The sequence below is a fragment of the Enterobacter sp. CFEC122 genome (genome assembly GCF_052983755.1).
The window spans coordinates 116565-138306 of the sequence record NZ_JBRIQR010000013.1 but is presented as its reverse complement, the minus strand read 5'-3'; the positions used below and the strand labels follow the sequence as shown (position 1 = coordinate 138306).

Sequence of the window (21742 nt, the reverse complement as noted above, 5' to 3'; positions counted from 1 at the left end):
AGTTATTGTAAACAAAGGCCGCTGAAACCTGAGCATCTTGTTTCGGGTGTTCATATACGTAGTCAACGAAGGTCTTATAGAGCATGATCATTTGAGGAGTGACTTCGGACTTACCGTTCATATTATCAAGTCGCTGATAATATTCACCTTTGCTCATTCCTCCGTTTCGGCCTTCGGTTACGTTTGCAGTAAATTGAGCCATACCCATGCACATTTGATCTTTATGGTTATTTGTTTTATCCGGGTGGATAGCACCTTCTAACACTTTATCACCGCTGATGGCATGTTGTGCCCACATTGAATTGTTGGCGATAAACTTTTTGGAACCGGTCGCAATACCGTATTCGATGCGAATGCCATTATCGTGATAGCTACCGTCAGCATCTTTAGTCGCTAGCTTTAAAGATATGCGGCAACCAGGGAGTGTTTTATGTTCTTGCGCCGAGATAATAACGGTGTCCGTATCGCAATCAGCAAAGCTGTATTCGGGGTTAACGTAGGTGTTAGTTTTGATGAGCAGCCCGGTAAGACCGTTTTTATAGCCTTTTGCCGGTAGAGTTTTAAAGGCGTTACGGTCGCCATTCTTAATCGCTTCCCGAAAGTGATCCATACCGATGCGCGTCGCCAGTTGATCGATGCTTTCTGCTGCATAAGATGCAGATGACGCAGCGATTAACATAATGGTCAGCACAGACTTGGCAGAAAAACCGGGCTTACTAAGCCGTGTTTTTGACATGTTGTTATCCCTCAGAATCCACCCCAGCGGTGATTTTAACCGCATGATAACGCATTGACTCAAAATGTCACTATTGGTGCGTGGCTCTTTAGTGGACATCTGCGCAAATTCAGAGCATGAACATGACCCTGAGAAAACTGTTTGGACAACGAGTAAAAGAGTTGCGCATTGCCACCGGAATGAGTCAGGAAGCCTTTGCCGATCGGTGTGGGTTTGCTCGTAGCTATATGAGCCGCATTGAACGCGGCGGTTCTAATGCGTCTTTGGATGCGATTGAGGTGCTGGCTAATGCTCTCAGTGTTGAGCCGTGGCAGTTGTTAGCGTCTGACTCATCTGAAGATAACGATCCTGAACTGTTGGTTCCATACGCAGCCGATGGTTCCTGTTTTCACCCCGGTTTGGCGAGCACCCGTGATGGTTCGTTTGGCGTAGGTGATAAAGCGGTTCAGAAGCGTTTTGGCACGTTTTCTGAAGCTCTTGAGTATCTCCGTAGCATGGAGACAGCAAAATGGCGTAGGCCCAATGCCAGTGGCAACTGGGGTATTGTTTCGGCAGTGCGGTGGGGCAAACTGAGAAAGTGAAGTAAGTGTAAGTTTATAAATTCTGGATGCTGTATTAATGAACAGTCTTCTTTGGCAAAAGATGAGACACCTATGAATCAGTCTTACTCTTCTATAAGAGTCGACAAAACATCAAAATCCAGGTGCGTTACGTAGGCGTTACAGTGGCATTTCACTTCGGCAATGGAGAGTGTTTTTGAAAAATAATCATTTAACATCATATGATTGGCTAAATGCGCTGAATAATCTTGAATTGCTGTCACTTCATTCCGAAATTTTAACGCAGTTGCGTTCTAGAGGTGTCATTCGCACCAAGAATAATCCTGTTGGTGACTATGCTGAATGGCTGGTTTCTAATGCACTGGGTATGACTCTTCTCAGTAATTCGTCGGCGGGTGCTGATGCCATTGATGCTGATGGCAAGAAAGTGCAGATCAAAGCGAGGAGAGTCACGCCGGATAATCCTTCCCGGCAACTCAGTGCATTGCGTAACTATGAAGCTGCCGATTTTGATTATTTGATAGCCGTTATTTTCGATGAAACTTACAACATTCTTGATGCCTACAAAATCCCACATGAAGTAATACGAGATTACGCTCGGCATAGTGACCACGTTAACGCACATATCGTTAACCTCAAGGGCGCGATTCTTACTGATCCCCGAGTTAGTTCCATCAAAGAGGAATTGATTGTAAGGAGTTCGGCTTCAGTCAATGAAGCGGCTATGCAAACCCTTCCACCCGAACCTATGGAAGAGTTATCGAATCAACCAGATAAGATAACGAGTAGTGTTACCCTGGTCACCCTCCTTAAGGCTATCGGGATGGAGTGCTTCGTAAACTACTACCATCATTTTGCCGATTCAAATTTATCAAGCGCTTATATCATTGAGCAAATGCACTCACGTGAGGGTTATACAGAGAAAAGTTGCCGGAGCCGTCTCAGTAAAGCGCGAAAAGTGATCAGGGATGGTTTAAGTATTGAGGCTTTGGTATTGATCGCTGACTCTGAGCGAATACAAGATTCTGTCAGAAGTGACGCGCTAAAACTTATCAGCGTTCTGGAGTGAAGCGGTTTGTAAATCGTTGTAGTTCCTCCTACAAAACCCTCCTACAATGCACAAATTTTTTGTTAACAAATCCATGGGATTACGAGATCTTTGGAGCGGGGGTGTTTTCCCTTCGCCCGCTCCAGAATTTCCACTTGTAAACAAGTCTTTGAAGCCTTCTCTATCAGGAACTTAAATAGTTACCTATTTTTTGTTGCCTATGGGTTCTACCATTTTGATCCGCCCTTGGTAACTGTCACGCTAAGTTACATGGTGAGATGACAGTATAACTCAGCGTTGGCGGCAGTAGCATCCTCACACCGCGATAGCAAAACGTGAAGATAAAGCCCATCCAAGCATCGTTATGCCATCAACAGATTGATCACGCATTAAAGCCCGATGTGCGGCCTTATGAGGCACGTAAACAGGTGTATAGTGGTAAACGTACCTGCACACGATATGCAGGCTCTGCCAGCGCTTCGCTCACGCTCCTGACGGTACACGAGCACCCTGATAAGGTGTGATCCCTCTGACAATCTGATGAAGTCGCTACGCTCCGCTTGTTGCTGCATCATCAACGGGGCTTTATGTCTTCTATTGTCCTAAATCTGTTAGTTGCGCGTTTTATGCTCCCTGGATACCCTGATATAAATCATACAAGGAGGACAGTTTATGAGCGCACAGGCAGAGGAAGGAAAATTACGCCGGATGACATTAGGCGAGATTGCAATGGCTCGTAGGGTGTTCGGTGATTCGATAGTTTATAGCCGTGTCTGGATTCATTGCGACAGTTATTTACCATTCGGACTACAAAAACAAAACTACGCGATGACTCCAAACGGAGAGTTATGGTACAGAAAGTCGATGTACAGGGAAGACTTTTCCGCAAACTCGGTCTTCATCGAAGATAAATATGTTTTCATCCATGAACTGGGGCATGTCTGGCAACACCAACACGGGCAATGGGTGAGAATGCGGGGAGCTTTTAGCTGGGCTGCTGAATATACCTACAGGCTGGATAAAGAAAAACTCACTGATTACTCTCTTGAACAGCAAGCCTCTATTTTAGCTGATTACTGGTTGCTACTGGTTTATGGGATCAGTAAGTGGTCTTACTATCAGAGACCAGGGCGCATGGGGATGTACAGGGGCGTAGATTTATTGCAGGATATCCCTTCGCTTTACCAAAAAATCGTAACAGGGAAGGGGCGTTAAACATGAAGAACAAAATGTTGCTGGGTGTTGTATTCATCTTAACGGGATGCCCTGGGCCGGGTGATCGAATGGTAGATCGTGAATCTACAACGGCATTAATCAAAGATAATCAAGTTTGTGTGGTGTCACCACTGGAGCCACAGGAACGGATCACTGCTATCCAAATCAACAGTGATAATAGCGACTCTCTTCACAAGATATTTGATGACAAGCCCGTGTATGTTCAAAAGGGCGGGTGTCTTCCTGTGTTCGGATTTAAATTTGCACCTGGAGAGCGGTATAACTTCGCGTATGACGTCCAATCAGGTAAATCAGAATCGCATTTAGTCACTGCTGAATTTTCTTATCCCAAAGAATAAGGGGGCAAACCGCCCCTGAATCACCACGGGTTTAACAGAGACCTCAAAGTCATTTATAGATTTACTCCGCCCCGGCAGACGATTCTGCCCTATCTAAAAAATGAGGATCTTTGGTACGCTGTTCCTGTTTTCTAACGTAAAAAGGCCGCATCCCGCAGCCTTTTCCTCTTAAATTCACCCTTTCGGGAACACCCAAACATGCTTCTCCGGCAGCGAAAGATGGCAGTGCTGCGGATCCCGAACCTCATGCCCATACGCACGGATCACAAAATCATCCCCCACCGTGCGGAACAGGTACTCCCAGCGGTCGCCGAGGTACATGCTGGTGAGCAGCGGCAGCTCAAGCTGATTTTCCCCTAGCCCCTCAACCACCGCGACGCGCTCGACGCGGATCACTGCCGTGGCGTCAGCGCCACTCTGCACGCCTTCACCGGCCTGGCCCCACAGCACCCAGCCTTTCCCTTCGATGCGCGCTCTGCCGTCGCGCACGTCGGTGACCTTGCCGTGCAGGCGATTGTTGCTGCCCATAAATTCGGCGGTAAACAGCGTCTTCGGCGAGCCGTACATCTCCTGCGGCGTGCCCTGTTGCTCAATTTTGCCGTTGTTAAGCAGCAGGATACGGTCGGAAATGGACATCGCTTCGTTCTGGTCGTGCGTCACCATCAACGCGGACAGCCCGAGCTTGATAATCAGCTCGCGCAGGAACACGCGGGCTTCTTCGCGCAGTTTGGCGTCGAGGTTGGAAAGCGGCTCGTCCAGCAAAATCACCGGCGGGTTGTACACCAGCGCCCGGCCAATCGCCACGCGCTGCTGCTGCCCACCGGAGAGCTGATGCGGGTGACGTTTGCCAAGATGGCCCAGACCAAGCTGGTCCAGCACGTCCTGCACGCGCTGCTGGATCTCTTTGGCCGGGACTTTGCGCAGCTTGAGCGGATAGGCCACGTTCTCAAATACGGTTTTGTGCGGCCACAGGGCGTAGGACTGGAATACCAGCCCCAGATTGCGCTCTTCCGCCGGGACCTCGCTGCGCGGCGTACCGTCGTAAACTTTATTCTGTCCAATGACAATCGACCCCTGGGTCGGTTTTTCCAGACCCGCGACGGCGCGGAGCAGGGTGGTTTTGCCGCTGCCGGAGGGGCCTAACAGGGAGACCACTTCGCCGCGCTTCAGGTTCATGGAGACACCTTTTAAAACAGGATTGTCGCCGTAGGTTAAGTGCAGATCGTCAACCGCTAATTCAATCATGTATTTTCACTCCGAAACGAAGGGCAATGCCCAGACCTACCACGACCAGCAGGATGTTAATGAAAGAGAGCGCCGCCACGATATCGATGGCACCCGCGGCCCAGAGGGAAACCAGCATCGAGCCGATGGTCTCCGTGCCGGGTGAAAGCAGGTACACACCCGTTGAGTATTCGCGTTCAAAGATCAGGAACATCAGCAGCCACGAACCGATAAGGCCGTAGCGGGAGAGCGGGATGGTAACGTGGCGGGTGATCTGCCCGCGCGTTGCTCCGGTACTGCGCGCCGCCTCTTCAAGCTCCGGCCCCACCTGCAGCAGCGTGGAAGAGATGAGCCTCAGCCCGTAAGCCATCCACACCACGGTATAGGCCAGCCAGACGCTGAAAATGGTGCTTCGCAGCGAACGCAGCCAGACGATGACGTTTTCGCGCATCCAGTCGGTCCAGGCGAATCCGGAAAGCCAGCCGGATTTCAGCGAGTTATCCAGCCACATCGGCAGGAACAGGAACACCCACAGGAAGGCCAGACCCGCCAGCAGGCCTGGCACGGCGCGCGGCACCAGCACGCTGTAGTCCAGGAAACGCGTGGTGTTATCCGGCTTGCGGTGCATGGCAATGCCGACAAACAGGTAGCACACCACGGCCAGCGCGCCGCCAATGACGCCAATCGCCATGGAGTTGACGATGGCGCGCAGCAGGTTGGGCTGCGCCCAGATGGTGCGGAAGGTGTTCAGAGAAAGCTCGTCCCACAGCGAAACGCCCACGCCCCAGTTGGAGATAAACGCGCGCAGCACCACGCCGAGCAGCGGAACGCCGATGGTGACGGTGAGCCAGAAGGCAATCACCGCGCCAGCCACCCAGCGCCATTTACCCAGCGGCAGCGCGCGGGCCTGGGAGGCCTTGCCCTTCATGGTGACGAAACGGTTGGCGGTGCGCATCAGGCGACGCTGGAGCATCACCAGCGGGATGGTGATGCAGATCAGCACCACGGCAACCGCCGCCATCAGGTTATAAGATGGGGTGCCCATCTTGTTCGTCAGCTTATAGAGATAGGTCGCCAGCACCATGTTGCCTTCCGGGTCGCCGAGGACCAGCATCAGGCCGAACACTTCCAGCCCGAGGAAGAACAGCAGCACGGTGGCGTACAGAATAGACGGGCGCACCATCGGCAGGCTGACGGAGGTCATCACCTGCCAGGGCGACGCGCCCGCGGTGCGTGCGGCTTCTTCCACGTCGGAGCCCACGCTGCGCAGCGCTGACGAGATATACAGATAGGCGTGCGGGACGTGCGTCAGGCCGGCAATGACCACAATGCTCGACATGTCGTAGATGTTCCACGGCACAAAGCCAATCAGCGCCTCAGCCCACTGGGAGAGAAAGCCCACCGGACCGGCGGCCACCACGTAGCCGAAGCCCAGCACCATCGGTGAAACGAAAATCGGGACCAGGATCAGCGGCTCAATCAGCCGGCGACCGGGCAGGTCGGTACGCACCATCAGAAACGCCAGCACGCCGCCCAGCGGGATAGAGATAAAGACCAGCCCGAAAGCCAGAATAAAGCCGCTTTTCAGGGCCTTATAAAAATCAGGATCGGTGAAAATAAAATCAAATGATTCAAAGCTCCACTCTTTTGACGGCGAAAAGAACGGCGCGGACAGGAAGCTCTGGATCACGATAAACGACAGCGGCGTGTAGATAACCAGGGCGGTTATCAGCACGACGATGCCTCGCGGCAGGCTTTGCCACTTTCTGCGTAATGTATTCATGGGGTATCCCTGGTGTTGCAGCCCAGAAAAACGAACTCAGTCGATAAGGGCGCGCGGCGGCCAGCGCCGCGCTCAGACGCTTATTTACCGGCGGCGGTACGCCACTCTTTGATGTACTCGAGGCGTTTTTTCGGCTGCAGGTATTCCAGCAGCGTTTCATCAACCGGGATCGGCTTCAGCGCGTTGCCGAGGATTTTGGTCAGGCCGTCGATATCATTTTTCCCTTCGATATCGTTACGAATGGAGGGAATGTCCGCCTGGTTGGCCAGAATGCCTTGCCCTTGTTCAGACAGCACGTAGTCCAGCCACAGCTTCGCGGCGTTGCTGTTTTGCGATTGCTGGCTGATGAACGACACGCGCGACAGCACCAGGGTGTAATCCTTCGGATAGGAGATGCCGAGTGACGGATCGTTTTTCGCACGCGCTTCCGCATAAGAACCGAGGATGTTGAAGCCAATCAGGTTTTCACCGGAGGAGACGCGCTCCATCATGGTGCCGGTAGACGACTGCACCGACAGGCCCCCTTTGGCGACGTCGGCCAGGGTTTTAAAGTAGTTCGGATCGGCGTTGTGATCCTGCACCGAGAGCATAAAGCCCAGACCCGATTTTTCGATATCGTAGGTGGTGACTTTGTTCTTGAATTTGTCCGTCTGGCTGGCAATCAGCTTCGCCAGCGCGGCGTGAGAATCCGGCACGTCACCGGCCGGAATCAGGCGCTTGTTGTAGATAAAGACCACCGGCTCATAGGTGGTGCCGTAGGCCTTATCTTTCCAGACCGCCCATTTCGGCAGCTGGCTTTGCTCCGGAGATTTGTACTCCATGGCGTAGTCGGTGGCGAGCTTCAGGCCCGTGTCCATCGAAGAGCTCCAGACCACGTCGCCGCTCACGCCGCCGGAAGCCTGTTCGCTGATGAAACGGTTGTACAGCTCGGTGCTGTTCATGTCGTTGTATTCGACTTTAATGCCCGGGTAGGTTTTTTCGAAGCCCTGGATCAGCGGGCCGGCAGCTTTGATGTCGGTGGTGGAATAGATGACAACCTTGCCCTCTTTCGTGGCGGCATCAACCACTTTTTGATACTCAGCAGGATAACCCTGCGGCAGGGCAGACAGTGCAGAAGCAGAGAACAGTACGGTAACGGTAAGCAGAGAAATTCGGAACGTGTTCGACATTATAGTTAACCTTTTAGTTACATTTGAGGAACTAATTGTCAACATAGCGTAAAGCGCGCCTCCGACAATAGGGAGGCGAGGGCAATGATTCCGAAGTGTGATTGTCGCCGTCGTTTCAGCAATTAACACCATAAAATCCGCGAACGTTAGCCAACGAACGGTTTTGGATTACCGTTTATCGGGGGCTTTACGGTATAACCGGCGAGGATGACCAATATTGCCGTACAGCATTTCAATGCTGATCAACCCACTCTCCACGCAGTATTCGAGGTAGCGACGCCCCGTGGTTTTGCTGATCCCCACGTTTTCCACCACCTCTTCAACCGACATCGCGCTGTCGGGATGCTCGGCGAACAGGCGTTTTATCCGCTCCAGCGTTTGGGGTTCAATGCCCTTTGTGGACGGCGTTACGGAGGCTTCCGCGGCAGGCAGATGAAACAGGCGATCCAGCGCATGCTGGTCGACCACCTTCACCTGCTGCACGGTGTGGATGAAGCGCATAAAACGCTCCAGCGAGGCGTGCAGGCGCTGGAAAAAGACGGGCTTGATGAGGTAGTCAAACGCGCCGCTGCGCATGGCGTGGCTGCAGGTTTGCATATCGCTGGCGGCGGTGATGAAGATCACCGAACACTCATAGCTTTTCAGCAGCGGGTTATCGATGAGCTCCACGCCTTTACCGTCCGGGAGATAGTTGTCCAGCAGGATAAGCCGCGGCTGATGCTGACGAATCAGGCTGCATGCCTGCTCAATCGACGCGGCGATGCCCACCACGCGCAAATGAAAATTCTGCTCGATATACTCGCGATGCAGCTCCGCCAGGTGCGGCTCATCTTCAACGATCACAACATCAAGTGCTCGGGTCATGCTTTTGCCCATTCGGAATAAACACAGAAAAAATGGTCCCTTGTGGCGTGTTGTCGGCAATCTCAATGCTGCCGCCAGCCTTGTCGATATATCCTGCCACCAGATACAGGCCAATACCGTGCTCGGTGCCCACAATGTCGTTTTCACGTTCCGGCTTGCTGCTGAATCCCTGGCGGAAAATATGCGGCTTCATCGCATCCTCCACCCCGCAGCCCCGGTCGGCCACCTCGATCAGCAGCTCCTGGTTTCGGTCAGAAATGTAGAGTTCCACCGGCGCGGGGACCGGGGCCTTAAGGGTCGCGTCTACCGCGTTATCCAGCAGGTTACCAATAATGGACATCAGCTCCGTTTCGTTGAGCGTGGCGGGCATGCGGGTGAGCTGGCAGGCGGGATCAAACAGCAGTTCGATCCCTTTTTCGCGGGCGCTGACGTATTTTCCGAGCAGCAGCCCGCACAGCGCGGGAGAGGAAAAACGGGCGGAGACAAAGTCCAGCACGCGCTGCGCGCCTTCGGACTGCACCTGAATGTAGCGAATCGCCTCGTCATAGTGTTTCATCTGCAGCAAGCCCACCAGCGTGGCGGTCCAGTTCAGCTGCTCGTGGCGCATAATGCGCAGGTTATCCGCATAGCGCTTGATCTGACTGAGCTGGCTGCTGAGGGTGTTGATGTCATTTTTGTCGCGAAAGCTGTAGACCCAGCCGCTTTCAACGCCGGGTTCGACCTCAATCGCGACGCGGTTGACGATCACCTCCCGCTGGTTCAGCACCGCAATCTGGTCGTGGCTACCGCTGCTCACCGAGGCGTAGCGCTGGGATAAAAAGCCCGGCGACGTCTGCAGAACGTCTTCCAGCGGTTTGCCGATAAGTTCTTTCTCACTTTGCCGAATATCCAGCATTTCTCGTGCGGCGCGGTTAATCAAAATCAGCTGCTTCTCTTCATTGACGGCAAATACCCCCTCATACATGGCTTCTAATAGCGCGCGCTGCTGCAAAACCAGCTGAGCGATATCTTTCGGCTCCAGTCGGAACATCTGTTTTTTGAGATTGCGGGTAAACAGCCAGGAGAACATAAACAGCAGCAGAAGAAGACCCGCGCCGTACAGCCCGGACTGCCAGAGAATGCGGGCATTAATATTGGCTATATAAGAGGTCAGATAGCCGACCGAGACAATACCGATCACCTGATGCTGCGCATTGAAGATGGGGGCTTTGCTGCGTAGCGACACGCCAATCCCACCCTGACGCACGGAAATAATGGTTTTACCCTTTAACACCTCCGCATTGTCCCCGCCGATCATCGGTAAATTAATACGCTCCGGGGATTCCGAATGATAGAGGTGCTGTTCCTCGGTATCGCCAATCACAATGTAGCTGGCATCGCTTTCGGCGCGCAGCGGCTGAATTAACCGGGCTATCCCCGGAATATCTCTGGCCGCGACCATGGCCGCCAGACCCGGCATCAGCGCGATCTGGCTGGCCTGCACCCGGGCGCGTTGGCCGAGATCGTGATGGAGCTGCCGGTCAATAAAATGAAACAGGATCGTTCCCAGCAGAACTAACAGCAGGCAGGAGAAGCACACCAGCGCTAAAAACAGCTTTACCTGAAATGAGAGTCTGCGTTTCATTCAACCTGCGGATGTTATGTAAAAGTGACATTTGCCGAGCCTGACATGGGCCAATAGCGGACGCAATCTGGCACTAAAAGAGTTGTGACCTGGCTTTTCGTTTTCGGCGTTATACCCTAAATAATTCGAGTTGCGGGAAGGCGGCAAGGGAACGAATCCCCGGGAGCGTACATAAGTACGTGACTGGGGTGAGTGAGTGCAGCCAACGCACCTGCAGCTTGAAGTATGACGGGTATATAGCCATCAGGATCCCGTCAGGCTATTCTTCATTCAGCACGATAATAATTACAGAGGCAATGTCATGGATAAAGAGCTACTGGATGCGGGTTACCGGGCCTATACCGGCGAGAAAATTGACGTCTACTTCAACACCGGGATCTGCAAACACTCCGGTAACTGCGTGCGTGGCAGCGCAAAGCTGTTTAATCTGAAACGTAAACCGTGGATTATTCCCGATGAAGTGGACGTTGAAACGGTTGTCCGCGTGATTGATACCTGCCCGAGCGGTGCGCTGAAGTATCGCCAAAAATAAGCGAGGAACCATGGATATTCTGGAAGGCCATAACAAGTTTTACGTGAATGATGCGAACGGCAACCAGGTCGCGGAGATTGTCTTCGTGCCGACCGGCGAGCACCTGAGCATTATCGAGCACACCGATGTGGATGAGAGCCTGAAAGGGCAGGGCGTCGGTAAACAGCTGGTGGCGAAAGTGGTGGAGAAGATGCGCGGTGAGAACCGCAAAATTATTCCGCTGTGCCCGTTCGCGAAACATGAGTTTGATAAAACACGGGAATATGACGATATTCGGGCGTAAATAACACCGGCGATGGCCGGTGTTTTTTTATCTCACCTGCTCAAACAGCAGTACCAGCGCGATCAGCACCATCAACCCTCCCGATGCCCTGCTCACCAGACGGGCCGCCTGTGGCCGGGTCGCCAGCACCGCTTTCGAACCATACCCCACCAGCAGATAAACCAGGGTACAGGTAATAAGGTGCATCATCCCAAGCGCAGACATCTGCATCGCTATCGACCAGCTTCCGGTTGGGTCTGTGAATTGCGGAAGCAGGGCCAGGAACAGCAAAAAAACCTTCGGGTTAAGGCCGCTAATGCAGAGTCCTTTCACCGCCCACTGCGTCCAGTTACCCGCATGCTGGGTGGCCTTCTCCGGTGCGGCCGGGTGACGCAATAACGTTATGCCAAGCCACAGGAGATACAGGGCTCCCGCCACGGTCAGCCCGGCTAACGCCAGCGGATGTTGAGCAATCAATACCCCCACTCCTGCCACCACAATCAATGTGGCTAGCAGATGCCCGGACATCAGCCCCATCACCGCCGGGACCACGCGTCGCCCGTTAATCCCGGCGCTAATAGCGTAGGCCCAGTCGGCCCCCGGGGTCATGATGAGCAGAAACGAAACCACCCAAAAGCCGGCCACAATACTCATTTCCATCGTCCTGAAATACTCCCGCAGTGCGTTATACGTTGCGAAAAAGAATATCGCTAACACTGCGAAATAGGCTTTCAATGTTATGCTCATAACACGGTGAAAATGAGCAAATCTTCCACATGGATAGCATCGATAGAAAAATTCTTGCTGAACTGCAGTCTGACGGCCGCCTGTCGCTTACCGAACTGGCTGAGCGGGTGAATCTGAGCCTCTCGCCGTGCCATCGTCGCGTGCGGGCGCTGGAGCAAAGCGGGGCCATAACGGGATACCGTGCCAGCCTCGACCCCGCCAAAATGGGATTTAATTTCCTGGCGATAGTGTTCGCGACGCTGAAAGAGGGTGACCGAAAGGCGGTCAGCGCGTTTGAAGAGGCGGTGGAAGAGATCCCGCAGATCGTGCTGGCCCAGCGCCTGTTTGGCGATCCTGATTATCTGATGCACGTCGTGACCCGCGACCTTTCCGCTTTCCAGAAGCTCTACGACGAGAAGCTCTCCGCTATGCCCGGCGTGCAGCATCTTCGCTCAACGCTTGTCATGAAAACGGTGGTGCAGGACAGGCCTTTTCCGCTGTAAGCAGGAGGCCGGGACTGAATGGCCTGCCCGGCAGCGCGCCGGGCAGGAAAGGGAATTAGCCGACAAACATCACCGACACGCACAGCACCCCGACGATCAGCGTCAGCAGGTTGCCTATGGAACGGTACTGTTTCAGGGAGGGGATCAGATACGTCGACAGCGTCGGCATGATAAACAGGATCATGGCGATAAGCGGGCCGCTGATGGCGTAAATCATCGAAATAGCGTTCGGGTTAATGCAGCAGACGGCAAAGGTGATTAACGACACCCCCATGATGGATATCGCGCGGTTAAAGGCGCGGCTCTTTTTCACGCCCACCTGGTTCAGCGACGACTTCACGATCTCCGTCGCCCCTTCAATCACCCCAAAATAGGTGCCGAGAAACGATTTCGACATCGCAATAATCGCCACGACAATCCCGGAAATCCCCAGCCACGCCGGTGAGGAGGGCATCATCGACAGCGCAGACAGGATTGTCACCCCTTCCTCTTTGGCGGCCACAATATACGACGGCGGAATAGAGAGCAGGCAGCTGAAGACGAAGAACAGCACGCTCAGGCAGATAATCAGGTATGCCACCTTCATGATTTTCTTGCATTTAGCCATGGCCTCGTCCCCGAACTTCTCGCGGCGGTCAACGGCAAACGTCGAGATAATCGGCGTGTGGCTGAACGCAAACACCATCACCGGAATCGAAATCCAGACCTGGTGCAGCGTATGGCGATCGACGGCCATCTGGCTGGTCAGCAGCGAGGGTTGCCAGCTGCCGATCAGGTAGAGCGAGACAAACAGGAAATAGGCGATCAGCGGAAACACCAGGAAGCCCATCACTTTTATCGTGATATGCCGTCCCATCAGGAAGATCAGATTCAGGACCAGCACCACGCCCAGGCTAACCAGCACGCGAACGGTGGTGTCTACCGTCAGGTGTTTTGCCAGCTGCTCGGTTAACGAGTTGGTGATGGCCACCGCATAAATCTGCACCACCACAAAGAAGGCGATGAAATAGAGCGTGGTGATCAGGTTGCCGATCTTCCTGCCGTAATAGTGCGAAACGGCGCCGGTGATCCCTTCGTTGCCTTTCGTTTTCGACGACAGGATAAATTGCGCCAGCGCTTTGTGCGGCCAGTAGGTTAAGGGGTAGGCCACGAGGGCGGTAATAAACAGGACGATTGCGCCTGCGGAGCCCAGCTGAATGGGCAGGAAGAGCGTTCCTGCGCCCACGGCCGTGCCGTAGAGAGCGAAACTCCAGAGAGTCTCATCTTTTGACCAAATTTTCGACATTAGAGCAACGTATCAACTATCAAACCATCAGAATGGCGTGCAATTTACCATAGTTATGCCTTAAGAGCGCAGTTGCTTCGAAGACGTCGGGCCGGAACGGGCGTCCGGCCAGAGGCGGTTCAGCCTGCCAGGGCGCGTCGTTGCTGGCGGCGCTTAAGAAATTTCTCACGCAGATTATCGTACGCCCAGTTATAGAACATGGTGTACGGCAGGAAGAACAGGAAGAAACCTATTTCCAGTGTGAATGCCTGCAGCAGGGTGACGCCCAGCACGGCGGCGACAATCGACACGCCAATCACAATAAAGCCGCATTCGAACCCCAGCGCATGCAGCGCACGCACTTTTGCCGTACGTTTGACGCGCTGAACAGGCCAGAAACGGTCGAAGCCGACGTTATAAATAATGTTCCACAGCATGGCGGTGGTGGCCAGAATAATGGTCAACCCACCCATTTCCACCACGGAACGCTGCATCAACCACGCCGCGGTAGGGGCGAGGATCGCCGTCGCAATCCCTTCAAAACAGACAGCATGAAAGATCCGCTCCGGCAGTTTACGTTGGAGTGCATCCTGATGTTGCATAGCGATAGACCTCGTTAATTCGCCAGTATGGGCGTTGATGTGGCCTATTTTTATCGCTAAAGCTGATATATTAAAGATAGTATCCATCGTAAAAGTAGATAGGTTATGCGCTATTCACCCGAAGCCCTGACCGCGTTTGTCGAGACCGTTGCAGCAGGCTCTTTCTCTGCGGCCGCACGCCGGCTGCGTAAAAGCCAGTCGACGGTCAGCACGTCCATTGCCAACCTTGAAGCCGATCTGGGATTTGAGCTGTTTGACCGTTCGGCCCGCCAGCCGGTGTTAACGGCCCAGGGGGAACAGGTGCTGGGCTACGTGCAGGCTATTCTCGCCGCCAGCACGCGGCTGGATGAGCTGGCGGTGTCGCTCACGGCGCAAACGGAGGCGCGTCTGACGTTTGTCCTTTCCGATACCCTCAATCCGGATGTGCTGGAAGAGATGATGAAGCAGTTTGATGCGCGCTTTCCCCATACGGAATTCGAATGTCTGATTGGCGAGGAGGAGGACGTGATCGATCTGCTGCAAAAGGAGCGCGCGCAGATTGGCCTCACCGAAGCGCGAGACGGTTATCCTACGGATATTGGCGCCATCCGGCTGCCAATGCAGACCCGCATGGCGATCTATGTCGCGACCACGCATCCGCTGGCCGGGCAGGATGACGTTCAGCGTGACGATCTGCACGGCTGGCGAGAGCTGCGGCTGAGCACCTATCTTGAGCGTGAGGCGGAGATCGCGCGCGGGCCTGTCTGGTCAGCCCCGAATTACCTGTTACTCTTGAGTATGGCGGTACAGGGATTTGGCTGGTGCGTCTTGCCGTGCGCGCTGGTGGAGGAATTTGCCGCCGCGAAATCCCTGGTACAGCTCAATGTTCCCGGCTGGCCGCGGGCGATCGGCATCGATCTGCTGTGGAATAAACGATCCCCTCCCGGCGTTGCCGGAAGCTGGCTGCGGCAGTATCTGCAGGATGCACGCTGATCCTTGTGATTAAACTCACTATTTTTAAACAATTAAGATAATTGCCAGTAACAATCCTCTACTATCGTCATGTCATTTAACACAGAGGTCGTGATGAAAGATGTCGTAATAGTGGGTGCGTTGCGTACAGCTATCGGCTGTTTTCAGGGAGCGCTCGCGCGTCACTCGGCGGTTGACCTGGGCAGCGTGGTGGTGAAAGCGCTGGTAGAACGTAGCGGGATCGCAGCACATGAAGTTGATGAGGTGATTCTGGGACAGGTCCTCACGGCCGGTGCCGGGCAAAACCCTGCGCGACAGGCGGCGCTGAAGGGCGGACTGCCCAATACCGTCTCCGCTATCACTATCAACGACGTCTGTGGTTCAGGATTAAAAGCGCTGCATCTCGCGACGCAGGCCATTCAGTGTGGTGAGGCGGACGTAATCATTGCGGGCGGGCAGGAGAATATGAGCCGCGCGCCGCACGTCCTGACCGACAGCCGTACCGGCGCACAGCTGGGCAACAGCCAGCTGCTCGACAGCCTGGTGCATGACGGGCTGTGGGATGCCTTCAACGATTATCATATGGGCGTAACGGCGGAAAACCTGGCGCGCGAGTACGGCATCAGCCGTGAGGTGCAGGATGCCTATGCGCTAAGCTCGCAGCAAAAAGCGCGTGCGGCGATTGATTCCGGCCGTTTTCGCGACGAAATTGTCCCGGTCAGCACGCAGCGTCAGGGGGGCGAGGTTATCGTTGTGGATACCGATGAGCAGCCGCGCACCGACGCCAGCGCTGAAGGGCTGGCGAGGCTGAATCCTGCGTTTGAAATGCAGGGCTCGGTCACGGCGGGAAATGCCTCTTCCATTAACGACGGCGCCGCTGCCGTGATGATGATGAGCGAAAGCAAAGCCCTTGAACTCGATCTCCCCGTGCTGGCCCGCATTAAGGCATTCGCCAGCGTGGGCGTGGATCCTGCGTTAATGGGGATCGCGCCTGTCTATGCGACCCGTCGCTGTCTGGAGCGTGCGGGGTGGCAGCTTTCTGATGTGGATCTGATCGAAGTGAACGAAGCCTATGCCGCGCAGGCGATCTCCGTCGGAAAAATGCTGGAGTGGGATCCGCTGCGGGTCAACGTAAACGGTGGAGCGATCGCACTGGGGCACCCGATCGGGGCGTCCGGCTGCCGAATCCTGGTTTCGCTGGTCCACGAAATGAAGAAGCGCAACGCCCGCAAAGGGATTGCCACGCTCTGTATAGGCGGCGGACAAGGGGTGGCGCTGGCCATTGAACGCTAATTTTTCCTCATTAAAAAAAGACCTCCTCCGGGAGGTTTTTTTTATCGTGATCTTTATCTCCCGACGGTTTTAGCGTGATCCGGGCATCAATTCCGCGATAAACAAAAATAAAAATGAAACGTTGTTTTAAATATAATTGAAAAGCCCACTTTATGCCGATAGTATGTGCTCATTATGTAAAACGGAACGCTGTTTCGTTTTACTTCCCGCCTTCGGGCATGACCACATCTGGAGGTTACCGTGGACGTCAGAGAAAGCATCCACAGCGCGCACGCCAAAACGCTGGATACGCAGGGGCTGCGTAAGGCATTTTTAGTCGAGCAGATATTCGAGGCTGACAGGTACACCATGGTTTACAGCCATATCGACCGCATTGTTGTGGGCGGAATAATGCCCGTCACGAAAAGCGTCTCCGTGGGCGGTGAGGTCGGTAAACAGCTGGGCGTAAATTATTTCCTCGAGCGTCGCGAGCTGGGGGTGATTAACATCGGCGGGCCGGGCACCATCACCGTAGACGGACGGTGCTATGAGATTGGCCATCGCGAGGCGCTGTACGTGGGTAAAGGGGCGAAGGACGTGGTCTTTGCCAGCATCGACGCCAGCAGGCCTGCGAAATTCTACTATAACTGCGCGCCGGCCCACGCCACCTGTCCAACCAAAAAGGTGACCCCGGCAGACGTCGCGCCCGTGACGCTGGGCGACAACCTCACCAGCAACCGCCGCACCATCAATAAATACTTCGTGCCGGACGTGCTGGAGACCTGCCAGCTCAGCATGGGGTTGACCGAACTTGCGCCGGGCAACCTGTGGAACACCATGCCGTGCCATACCCACGAGCGCCGCATGGAAGTCTACTTCTACTTCAACATGGATGAGGACGCCTGCGTGTTCCACATGATGGGACAGCCGCAGGAAACGCGCCATATCGTGATGCATAACGAGCAGGCGGTGATTTCGCCGAGCTGGTCTATTCATTCCGGCGTAGGGACAAAAGCCTACACCTTTATCTGGGGAATGGTGGGTGAAAACCAGGTCTTTGATGATATGGACCATGTTGCGGTCAGCGATCTGCGCTAGTCGCGGGCAGTGACGCATAAACCTGCCTGTGAGTGACAGGCTCTGAAAGAGTAAGGAATAAACATGATTCTGGATGCATTCTCTCTGCAGGGGAAAGTGGCGGTGGTTTCCGGGTGTGACACCGGGCTGGGTCAGGGGATGGCGTTAGGCCTGGCGGAAGCGGGCTGCGATATCGTCGGGATTAATATCGTTGAACCGACGGAAACCCTCGAGCGCGTGACGGCCCTGGGCCGCCGCTTCCTGAGCCTGACCGCCGACCTGCGTAAAATCGATGCCATTCCTGAACTGCTGGATCGCGCGGTGGCGGAATTCGGTCACATCGACATTCTGGTCAACAACGCCGGGCTGATTCGCCGTGAAGATGCGATCAATTTCAGCGAGCGCGACTGGGACGATGTGATGGATCTGAACATCAAGAGCGTATTTTTCATGTCCCAGGCGGCGGCAAAGCACTTTATCGCGCAGGGGAACGGCGGCAAGATCGTGAATATTGCCTCCATGCTCTCGTTCCAGGGCGGTATCCGCGTGCCGTCTTACACCGCCTCCAAAAGCGCCGTGATGGGCGTGACCCGCCTGCTGGCAAACGAGTGGGCGAAACACAACATCAATGTGAATGCGATTGCGCCGGGTTACATGGCGACCAACAACACGCAGCAGCTGCGTGCGGACGAGCAGCGTAGCGCGGAAATCCTCGACCGCATTCCGGCGGGGCGCTGGGGGCTTCCGGGCGATCTGATGGGGCCGGTGGTCTTTCTGGCCTCGTCGGCATCGGACTATATCAACGGCTACACCGTAGCGGTCGATGGCGGCTGGCTGGCGCGATAGCCCGCATCGGGTCTGGACCTCTGCTTTTGGGCAGAGGTTTTTTTTGCTTAAAAATTGTCAAAATCCATATGGATAACCACGGAAAATCCATACTAAAAAGTCATGAACGACAGCCATCACACTTTTAATCTTTAAAAATTAGATGATTAGTAAAAGCATGTGATTATTCAGCGTTAGTTGAAATTGTAATGTCCATCACAGAACGCTATGTCGCAGCGAAATAATCCATATCTTCACCTTTTCCCGCCTGACACTTTTTCTCGCTATCTCGTAATTTCACTTAACGAATTTCACTGTTCAGGCAGGAAAATATGACATCTATAAATGACTCTACCCTAATGCCCGCTGCGCTGCGTGATACTCGCCGCATGAACCAGTTTGTCTCTATTGCCGCCGCCGTGGCGGGCCTGTTATTTGGACTGGATATTGGCGTCATTGCCGGTGCATTGCCCTTTATTACCGATCACTTTACCCTGAGCAGCCGCCTGCAGGAGTGGGTGGTGAGCAGCATGATGCTCGGCGCGGCCATTGGCGCGCTGTTCAACGGCTGGCTCTCGTTTCGCCTGGGGCGCAAATACAGCCTGATGGCCGGGGCGATTCTTTTTGTCGCCGGCTCCATTGGCTCCGCCTTTGCCGCAAACGTTGAGGTTCTGCTACTTTCCCGCGTGCTGCTGGGCGTGGCGGTGGGGATTGCCTCCTACACGGCACCGCTTTATCTCTCCGAAATGGCGAGCGAGAACGTGCGCGGGAAGATGATCAGCATGTATCAGCTGATGGTCACGCTGGGTATCGTGCTGGCGTTTCTGTCTGACACCTACTTCAGCTACAGCGGCAACTGGCGCGCAATGCTCGGCGTGCTGGCGCTGCCAGCGGTGGTTCTGATTGTCTTAGTGATTTTCCTGCCGAACAGCCCGCGCTGGCTGGCGCAAAAAGGGCGCCACGTGGAGGCGGAAGAGGTGCTGCGCATGCTGCGCGATACCTCCGAAAAAGCCCGCGAAGAGCTGAACGAGATCCGCGAAAGCCTGAAGCTCAAGCAGGGGGGCTGGGCGCTGTTTAAAATCAACCGCAACGTGCGCCGGGCGGTCTTCCTCGGCATGCTGCTGCAGGCGATGCAGCAGTTCACCGGCATGAACATCATCATGTACTACGCGCCGCGCATTTTCAAAATGGCGGGGTTCACCACCACCGAACAGCAGATGATCGCCACCCTGGTGGTCGGGCTGACCTTCATGTTTGCCACCTTTATTGCCGTATTCACCGTGGACAAGGCGGGCCGCAAACCGGCGCTGAAAATTGGCTTCAGCGTGATGGCGCTCGGCACGCTGATCCTCGGCTACTGCCTGATGCAGTTTGATAACGGCACGGCTTCCAGCGGACTCTCCTGGCTTTCTGTCGGGATGACCATGATGTGTATCGCAGGTTACGCGATGAGCGCCGCGCCGGTGGTGTGGATCCTGTGCTCCGAAATTCAGCCGCTCAAATGCCGCGACTTTGGCATCACCTGTTCCACGACCACCAACTGGGTATCGAACATGATCATCGGCGCGACCTTCCTGACGCTGCTGGACGCGATTGGTGCAGCGGGAACGTTCTGGCTCTATACGGTGCTGAACGTGGCATTTATTGGCGTCACGTTCTGGCTGATTCCAGAAACCAAAGGCGTGACGCTGGAACACATCGAGCGCAAACTGATGGCCGGGGAGAAGCTGCGGAACATCGGCGTGTGATCGGATTGCCTGTTTACATGTTTAACCTATGCCGGAGGTGGAAAGGGAGATTAATCACAATCATAACGTGATGAAACTCACTACTAACTCTGGCAGGGGGAGTCAGATAATGGTGTTTAGAATTAGGATTTTTCTTAATCTATTGTATTATTGAGCCACAGCGATCAATGAACAAAGATGCGTAGCATCAAGAGAAAGAAGAATTCCTATGTCAGAAATGGATTTCAAAAAAAGCACAGATATTGATTTCCCCCATTATTCCACCCGTAACGAACACGCTAAAGAAATAGATCTTTTAGGTTTATTAGCGGTTTTAGCGGCGGCTAAAAAGCGCATCGTTGCCGTTACCCTTGCTTTTGCTCTCGTGGGGCTGGCCATTTCATTTTTGCTGCCGCAAAAATGGACCAGTAAAGCGGTGATCACCCCGGCAGAACAGTCGCAGTGGAACCCGCTGCGCCAGATGATGGTGGCGTTACAGGTGCTGGATGTGGACGTGAAGATTACCCGTCCAGAAGTCTTTGATCTTTTTATTAAAAAGTTTCAGTCGCAGTCATTGCTTGAAGAGTATCTGAAATCCTCTTCTTACGTGATGTCGCAGCTTAAAGACGCTGAGGTGGATCCGCTTGAGCTGCATCGGGCGATAGTCAATATCTCAGACAGAATGAAAGCGGTGAATAACGATCAGGGAAAAGACGCGGATAAAACCCCCTATATCTCCTGGACATTAAACTTCACTGCGCCGACAGCAGGCGATGCGCAATCCGTTCTGGAGGGATACATCAATTATATCGCGGCTATTGTTGAGAAAGAGACAGTGCAGAATATCCGCAACCAGATCGCGCTGAAAACGAAAGTCGTTGAGCAGCAGCTAGAGCTGGATCGCGTCCGTTTGACCAATATTCACAATACCAACCTGCAGCGGCTGAATTATTCCCTGGAAGTCGCGAATGCCGCCGGCATCAAGAAGCCGGTCTACAGCAACGGGCAGGCGGTAAAAGACGATCCGGATTACTCTGTTGCGCTCGGTGCTGACGGTATCGCGCAAAAGCTGCAGATTGAAAAAAATCTCAAGGACGTGACCGAGCTGAATGCGGATTTCCAGAACCGGGAATATTATCTGGCGCAGTTGAAAAAGCTCTCCTTTGCGGATGTTAAACTTGAGCCATTCCGGTACCAGCTCTCTCCCTCCATGCCGGTGAAAAAGGATGGTCCAGGCAAGGCCCTGATTGTCGTTCTGGCGGCGCTCCTGGGGGCACTGTTTGCCTGCAGTAGCGTTTTACTGCGCGAGGCGATGCTCACCCGTAATCCACTCCCCGAGCCGGTGACGGAATAAACCCTGCAGATTAACAAGGCGCTCAAGAGAGCGCCTTTTTTTATTGGCACCGGTTGTGTTAAAAG

The 21742-nt window shown here is 54.1% G+C and carries 22 protein-coding genes; 13 read left to right on the top strand and 9 right to left on the bottom strand.

Annotation, left to right across the window (positions count from 1 at the left end; all coding sequences use genetic code 11):
- Positions 1 to 736, bottom strand: a 736-nt coding sequence (locus tag ACVCAM_RS11615) for a hypothetical protein (protein WP_447093599.1), incomplete at its 3' end; no start/stop codon positions are given.
- Positions 737 to 858: 122 nt separating this feature from the next.
- On the opposite strand from ACVCAM_RS11615, the gene ACVCAM_RS11610 reads away from it, so the two are divergent.
- The 4 genes from ACVCAM_RS11610 (at position 859) to ACVCAM_RS11595 (ending at position 3918) form a co-directional block, all read left to right on the top strand.
- A complete protein-coding gene (locus ACVCAM_RS11610) occupies positions 859 to 1317 on the top strand; it encodes a helix-turn-helix domain-containing protein (RefSeq protein WP_155267968.1) in 459 nt (152 codons plus the stop codon).
- A 175-nt stretch (positions 1318 to 1492) separates the two neighbouring features.
- Entirely contained in the window at positions 1493 to 2365 is an 873-nt protein-coding gene (locus ACVCAM_RS11605; RefSeq protein WP_025912430.1) for a DUF6998 domain-containing protein, read from the top strand.
- 651 nt (positions 2366 to 3016) lie between these two features.
- On the top strand, positions 3017 to 3559 hold the full coding sequence (locus tag ACVCAM_RS11600) for a type IV secretion protein Rhs (RefSeq protein WP_025912429.1): 543 nt from the start codon (positions 3017 to 3019) through the stop codon (positions 3557 to 3559).
- Positions 3560 to 3561: 2 nt separating this feature from the next.
- Positions 3562 to 3918 (top strand): putative T6SS immunity periplasmic lipoprotein, encoded by a 357-nt coding sequence (locus ACVCAM_RS11595; protein ID WP_025912428.1) that lies wholly within the window; start codon positions 3562 to 3564, stop codon positions 3916 to 3918.
- A 174-nt stretch (positions 3919 to 4092) separates the two neighbouring features.
- Here the strand turns inward: ACVCAM_RS11595 and ACVCAM_RS11590 are convergent, their stop codons facing one another.
- From ACVCAM_RS11590 to ACVCAM_RS11570, 5 genes are all read right to left on the bottom strand, one after another.
- The gene (locus ACVCAM_RS11590) at positions 4093 to 5163 is read right to left on the bottom strand and encodes an ABC transporter ATP-binding protein (RefSeq protein ID WP_025912427.1); all 1071 of its coding nucleotides are present in this window, start codon (positions 5161 to 5163) and stop codon (positions 4093 to 4095) included.
- The gene (locus tag ACVCAM_RS11585; RefSeq protein ID WP_023294491.1) at positions 5156 to 6925 is read right to left on the bottom strand and encodes an ABC transporter permease; all 1770 of its coding nucleotides are present in this window, start codon (positions 6923 to 6925) and stop codon (positions 5156 to 5158) included. Before ACVCAM_RS11585 ends, ACVCAM_RS11590 begins: the two co-directional genes overlap by 8 nt.
- A gap of 80 nt (positions 6926 to 7005) precedes the next feature.
- The gene (locus tag ACVCAM_RS11580; RefSeq protein ID WP_407223631.1) at positions 7006 to 8094 is read right to left on the bottom strand and encodes an ABC transporter substrate-binding protein; all 1089 of its coding nucleotides are present in this window, start codon (positions 8092 to 8094) and stop codon (positions 7006 to 7008) included.
- Between the two features lie 168 nt (positions 8095 to 8262).
- The gene (locus ACVCAM_RS11575) at positions 8263 to 8958 is read right to left on the bottom strand and encodes a response regulator (RefSeq protein ID WP_025912425.1); all 696 of its coding nucleotides are present in this window, start codon (positions 8956 to 8958) and stop codon (positions 8263 to 8265) included.
- Positions 8942 to 10582, bottom strand: a complete 1641-nt coding sequence (locus ACVCAM_RS11570; RefSeq protein ID WP_025912424.1) for an ATP-binding protein — start codon at positions 10580 to 10582, stop codon at positions 8942 to 8944. The genes ACVCAM_RS11575 and ACVCAM_RS11570 overlap by 17 nt, the downstream gene beginning before the upstream one ends.
- A gap of 301 nt (positions 10583 to 10883) precedes the next feature.
- Between ACVCAM_RS11570 and yjdI the strand changes: the two genes are divergently transcribed.
- Together yjdI and ACVCAM_RS11560 are read left to right on the top strand one after the other, a co-directional pair.
- On the top strand, positions 10884 to 11114 hold the full coding sequence (gene yjdI, locus ACVCAM_RS11565) for a 4Fe-4S mono-cluster protein YjdI (protein WP_008499689.1): 231 nt from the start codon (positions 10884 to 10886) through the stop codon (positions 11112 to 11114).
- 10 nt (positions 11115 to 11124) lie between these two features.
- The gene (locus ACVCAM_RS11560; RefSeq protein WP_008499687.1) at positions 11125 to 11397 is read left to right on the top strand and encodes a GNAT family N-acetyltransferase; all 273 of its coding nucleotides are present in this window, start codon (positions 11125 to 11127) and stop codon (positions 11395 to 11397) included.
- 27 nt (positions 11398 to 11424) lie between these two features.
- Here the strand turns inward: ACVCAM_RS11560 and ACVCAM_RS11555 are convergent, their stop codons facing one another.
- Positions 11425 to 12036: a LysE family translocator gene (locus tag ACVCAM_RS11555; protein WP_025912423.1), complete on the bottom strand. Its 612-nt coding sequence runs from the start codon at positions 12034 to 12036 to the stop codon at positions 11425 to 11427.
- A 116-nt stretch (positions 12037 to 12152) separates the two neighbouring features.
- On the opposite strand from ACVCAM_RS11555, the gene ACVCAM_RS11550 reads away from it, so the two are divergent.
- The gene (locus tag ACVCAM_RS11550) at positions 12153 to 12605 is read left to right on the top strand and encodes an Lrp/AsnC family transcriptional regulator (RefSeq protein ID WP_021242030.1); all 453 of its coding nucleotides are present in this window, start codon (positions 12153 to 12155) and stop codon (positions 12603 to 12605) included.
- 55 nt (positions 12606 to 12660) lie between these two features.
- On the opposite strand, the gene ACVCAM_RS11545 is transcribed toward ACVCAM_RS11550, so the two are convergent.
- Both ACVCAM_RS11545 and ACVCAM_RS11540 read right to left on the bottom strand, forming a co-directional pair.
- Positions 12661 to 13890: an amino acid permease gene (locus ACVCAM_RS11545; protein ID WP_023294484.1), complete on the bottom strand. Its 1230-nt coding sequence runs from the start codon at positions 13888 to 13890 to the stop codon at positions 12661 to 12663.
- 119 nt (positions 13891 to 14009) lie between these two features.
- Entirely contained in the window at positions 14010 to 14471 is a 462-nt protein-coding gene (locus ACVCAM_RS11540) for a multidrug/biocide efflux PACE transporter (RefSeq protein WP_008499683.1), read from the bottom strand.
- Between the two features lie 105 nt (positions 14472 to 14576).
- On the opposite strand from ACVCAM_RS11540, the gene ACVCAM_RS11535 reads away from it, so the two are divergent.
- The 6 genes from ACVCAM_RS11535 to wzz(fepE) all read left to right on the top strand — a co-directional run bounded on the left by ACVCAM_RS11535 (position 14577) and on the right by wzz(fepE) (position 21677).
- On the top strand, positions 14577 to 15443 hold the full coding sequence (locus tag ACVCAM_RS11535) for a LysR family transcriptional regulator (protein ID WP_025912421.1): 867 nt from the start codon (positions 14577 to 14579) through the stop codon (positions 15441 to 15443).
- Positions 15444 to 15536: 93 nt separating this feature from the next.
- Positions 15537 to 16715, top strand: a complete 1179-nt coding sequence (locus ACVCAM_RS11530) for an acetyl-CoA C-acetyltransferase (RefSeq protein WP_008499681.1) — start codon at positions 15537 to 15539, stop codon at positions 16713 to 16715.
- A gap of 240 nt (positions 16716 to 16955) precedes the next feature.
- A complete protein-coding gene (gene kduI / locus ACVCAM_RS11525) occupies positions 16956 to 17792 on the top strand; it encodes a 5-dehydro-4-deoxy-D-glucuronate isomerase (RefSeq protein ID WP_008499680.1) in 837 nt (278 codons plus the stop codon).
- Positions 17793 to 17855: 63 nt separating this feature from the next.
- On the top strand, positions 17856 to 18617 hold the full coding sequence (gene kduD, locus ACVCAM_RS11520; RefSeq protein WP_008499679.1) for a 2-dehydro-3-deoxy-D-gluconate 5-dehydrogenase KduD: 762 nt from the start codon (positions 17856 to 17858) through the stop codon (positions 18615 to 18617).
- Between the two features lie 293 nt (positions 18618 to 18910).
- Positions 18911 to 20344, top strand: a complete 1434-nt coding sequence (gene araE, locus ACVCAM_RS11515; RefSeq protein WP_223825726.1) for an arabinose-proton symporter AraE — start codon at positions 18911 to 18913, stop codon at positions 20342 to 20344.
- Positions 20345 to 20552: 208 nt separating this feature from the next.
- Positions 20553 to 21677, top strand: coding sequence for an LPS O-antigen length regulator Wzz(fepE) (gene wzz(fepE) / locus ACVCAM_RS11510; RefSeq protein WP_025912419.1), 1125 nt, complete (start codon positions 20553 to 20555; stop codon positions 21675 to 21677).
- The last annotated feature ends 65 nt before the right edge of the window (positions 21678 to 21742 follow it).

What these genes read in the sequence shown, in the direction of transcription:
- ACVCAM_RS11585 (WP_023294491.1), bottom strand. Translation starts at nt 6,925, where the DNA reads ATGAATACATTACGCAGAAAGTGGCAAAGCCTGCCGCGAGGCATCGTC.
- ACVCAM_RS11560 (WP_008499687.1), top strand. Translation starts at nt 11,125, where the DNA reads ATGGATATTCTGGAAGGCCATAACAAGTTTTACGTGAATGATGCGAAC.
- ACVCAM_RS11610 (WP_155267968.1), top strand. Translation starts at nt 859, where the DNA reads ATGACCCTGAGAAAACTGTTTGGACAACGAGTAAAAGAGTTGCGCATT.
- ACVCAM_RS11545 (WP_023294484.1), bottom strand. Translation starts at nt 13,890, where the DNA reads ATGTCGAAAATTTGGTCAAAAGATGAGACTCTCTGGAGTTTCGCTCTC.
- ACVCAM_RS11600 (WP_025912429.1), top strand. Translation starts at nt 3,017, where the DNA reads ATGAGCGCACAGGCAGAGGAAGGAAAATTACGCCGGATGACATTAGGC.
- ACVCAM_RS11575 (WP_025912425.1), bottom strand. Translation starts at nt 8,958, where the DNA reads ATGACCCGAGCACTTGATGTTGTGATCGTTGAAGATGAGCCGCACCTG.
- ACVCAM_RS11590 (WP_025912427.1), bottom strand. Translation starts at nt 5,163, where the DNA reads ATGATTGAATTAGCGGTTGACGATCTGCACTTAACCTACGGCGACAAT.
- ACVCAM_RS11550 (WP_021242030.1), top strand. Translation starts at nt 12,153, where the DNA reads ATGGATAGCATCGATAGAAAAATTCTTGCTGAACTGCAGTCTGACGGC.
- ACVCAM_RS11530 (WP_008499681.1), top strand. Translation starts at nt 15,537, where the DNA reads ATGAAAGATGTCGTAATAGTGGGTGCGTTGCGTACAGCTATCGGCTGT.
- ACVCAM_RS11580 (WP_407223631.1), bottom strand. Translation starts at nt 8,094, where the DNA reads ATGTCGAACACGTTCCGAATTTCTCTGCTTACCGTTACCGTACTGTTC.
- ACVCAM_RS11555 (WP_025912423.1), bottom strand. Translation starts at nt 12,036, where the DNA reads ATGGAAATGAGTATTGTGGCCGGCTTTTGGGTGGTTTCGTTTCTGCTC.
- ACVCAM_RS11570 (WP_025912424.1), bottom strand. Translation starts at nt 10,582, where the DNA reads ATGAAACGCAGACTCTCATTTCAGGTAAAGCTGTTTTTAGCGCTGGTG.
- ACVCAM_RS11540 (WP_008499683.1), bottom strand. Translation starts at nt 14,471, where the DNA reads ATGCAACATCAGGATGCACTCCAACGTAAACTGCCGGAGCGGATCTTT.
- ACVCAM_RS11595 (WP_025912428.1), top strand. Translation starts at nt 3,562, where the DNA reads ATGAAGAACAAAATGTTGCTGGGTGTTGTATTCATCTTAACGGGATGC.
- yjdI (WP_008499689.1), top strand. Translation starts at nt 10,884, where the DNA reads ATGGATAAAGAGCTACTGGATGCGGGTTACCGGGCCTATACCGGCGAG.
- ACVCAM_RS11535 (WP_025912421.1), top strand. Translation starts at nt 14,577, where the DNA reads ATGCGCTATTCACCCGAAGCCCTGACCGCGTTTGTCGAGACCGTTGCA.
- kduD (WP_008499679.1), top strand. Translation starts at nt 17,856, where the DNA reads ATGATTCTGGATGCATTCTCTCTGCAGGGGAAAGTGGCGGTGGTTTCC.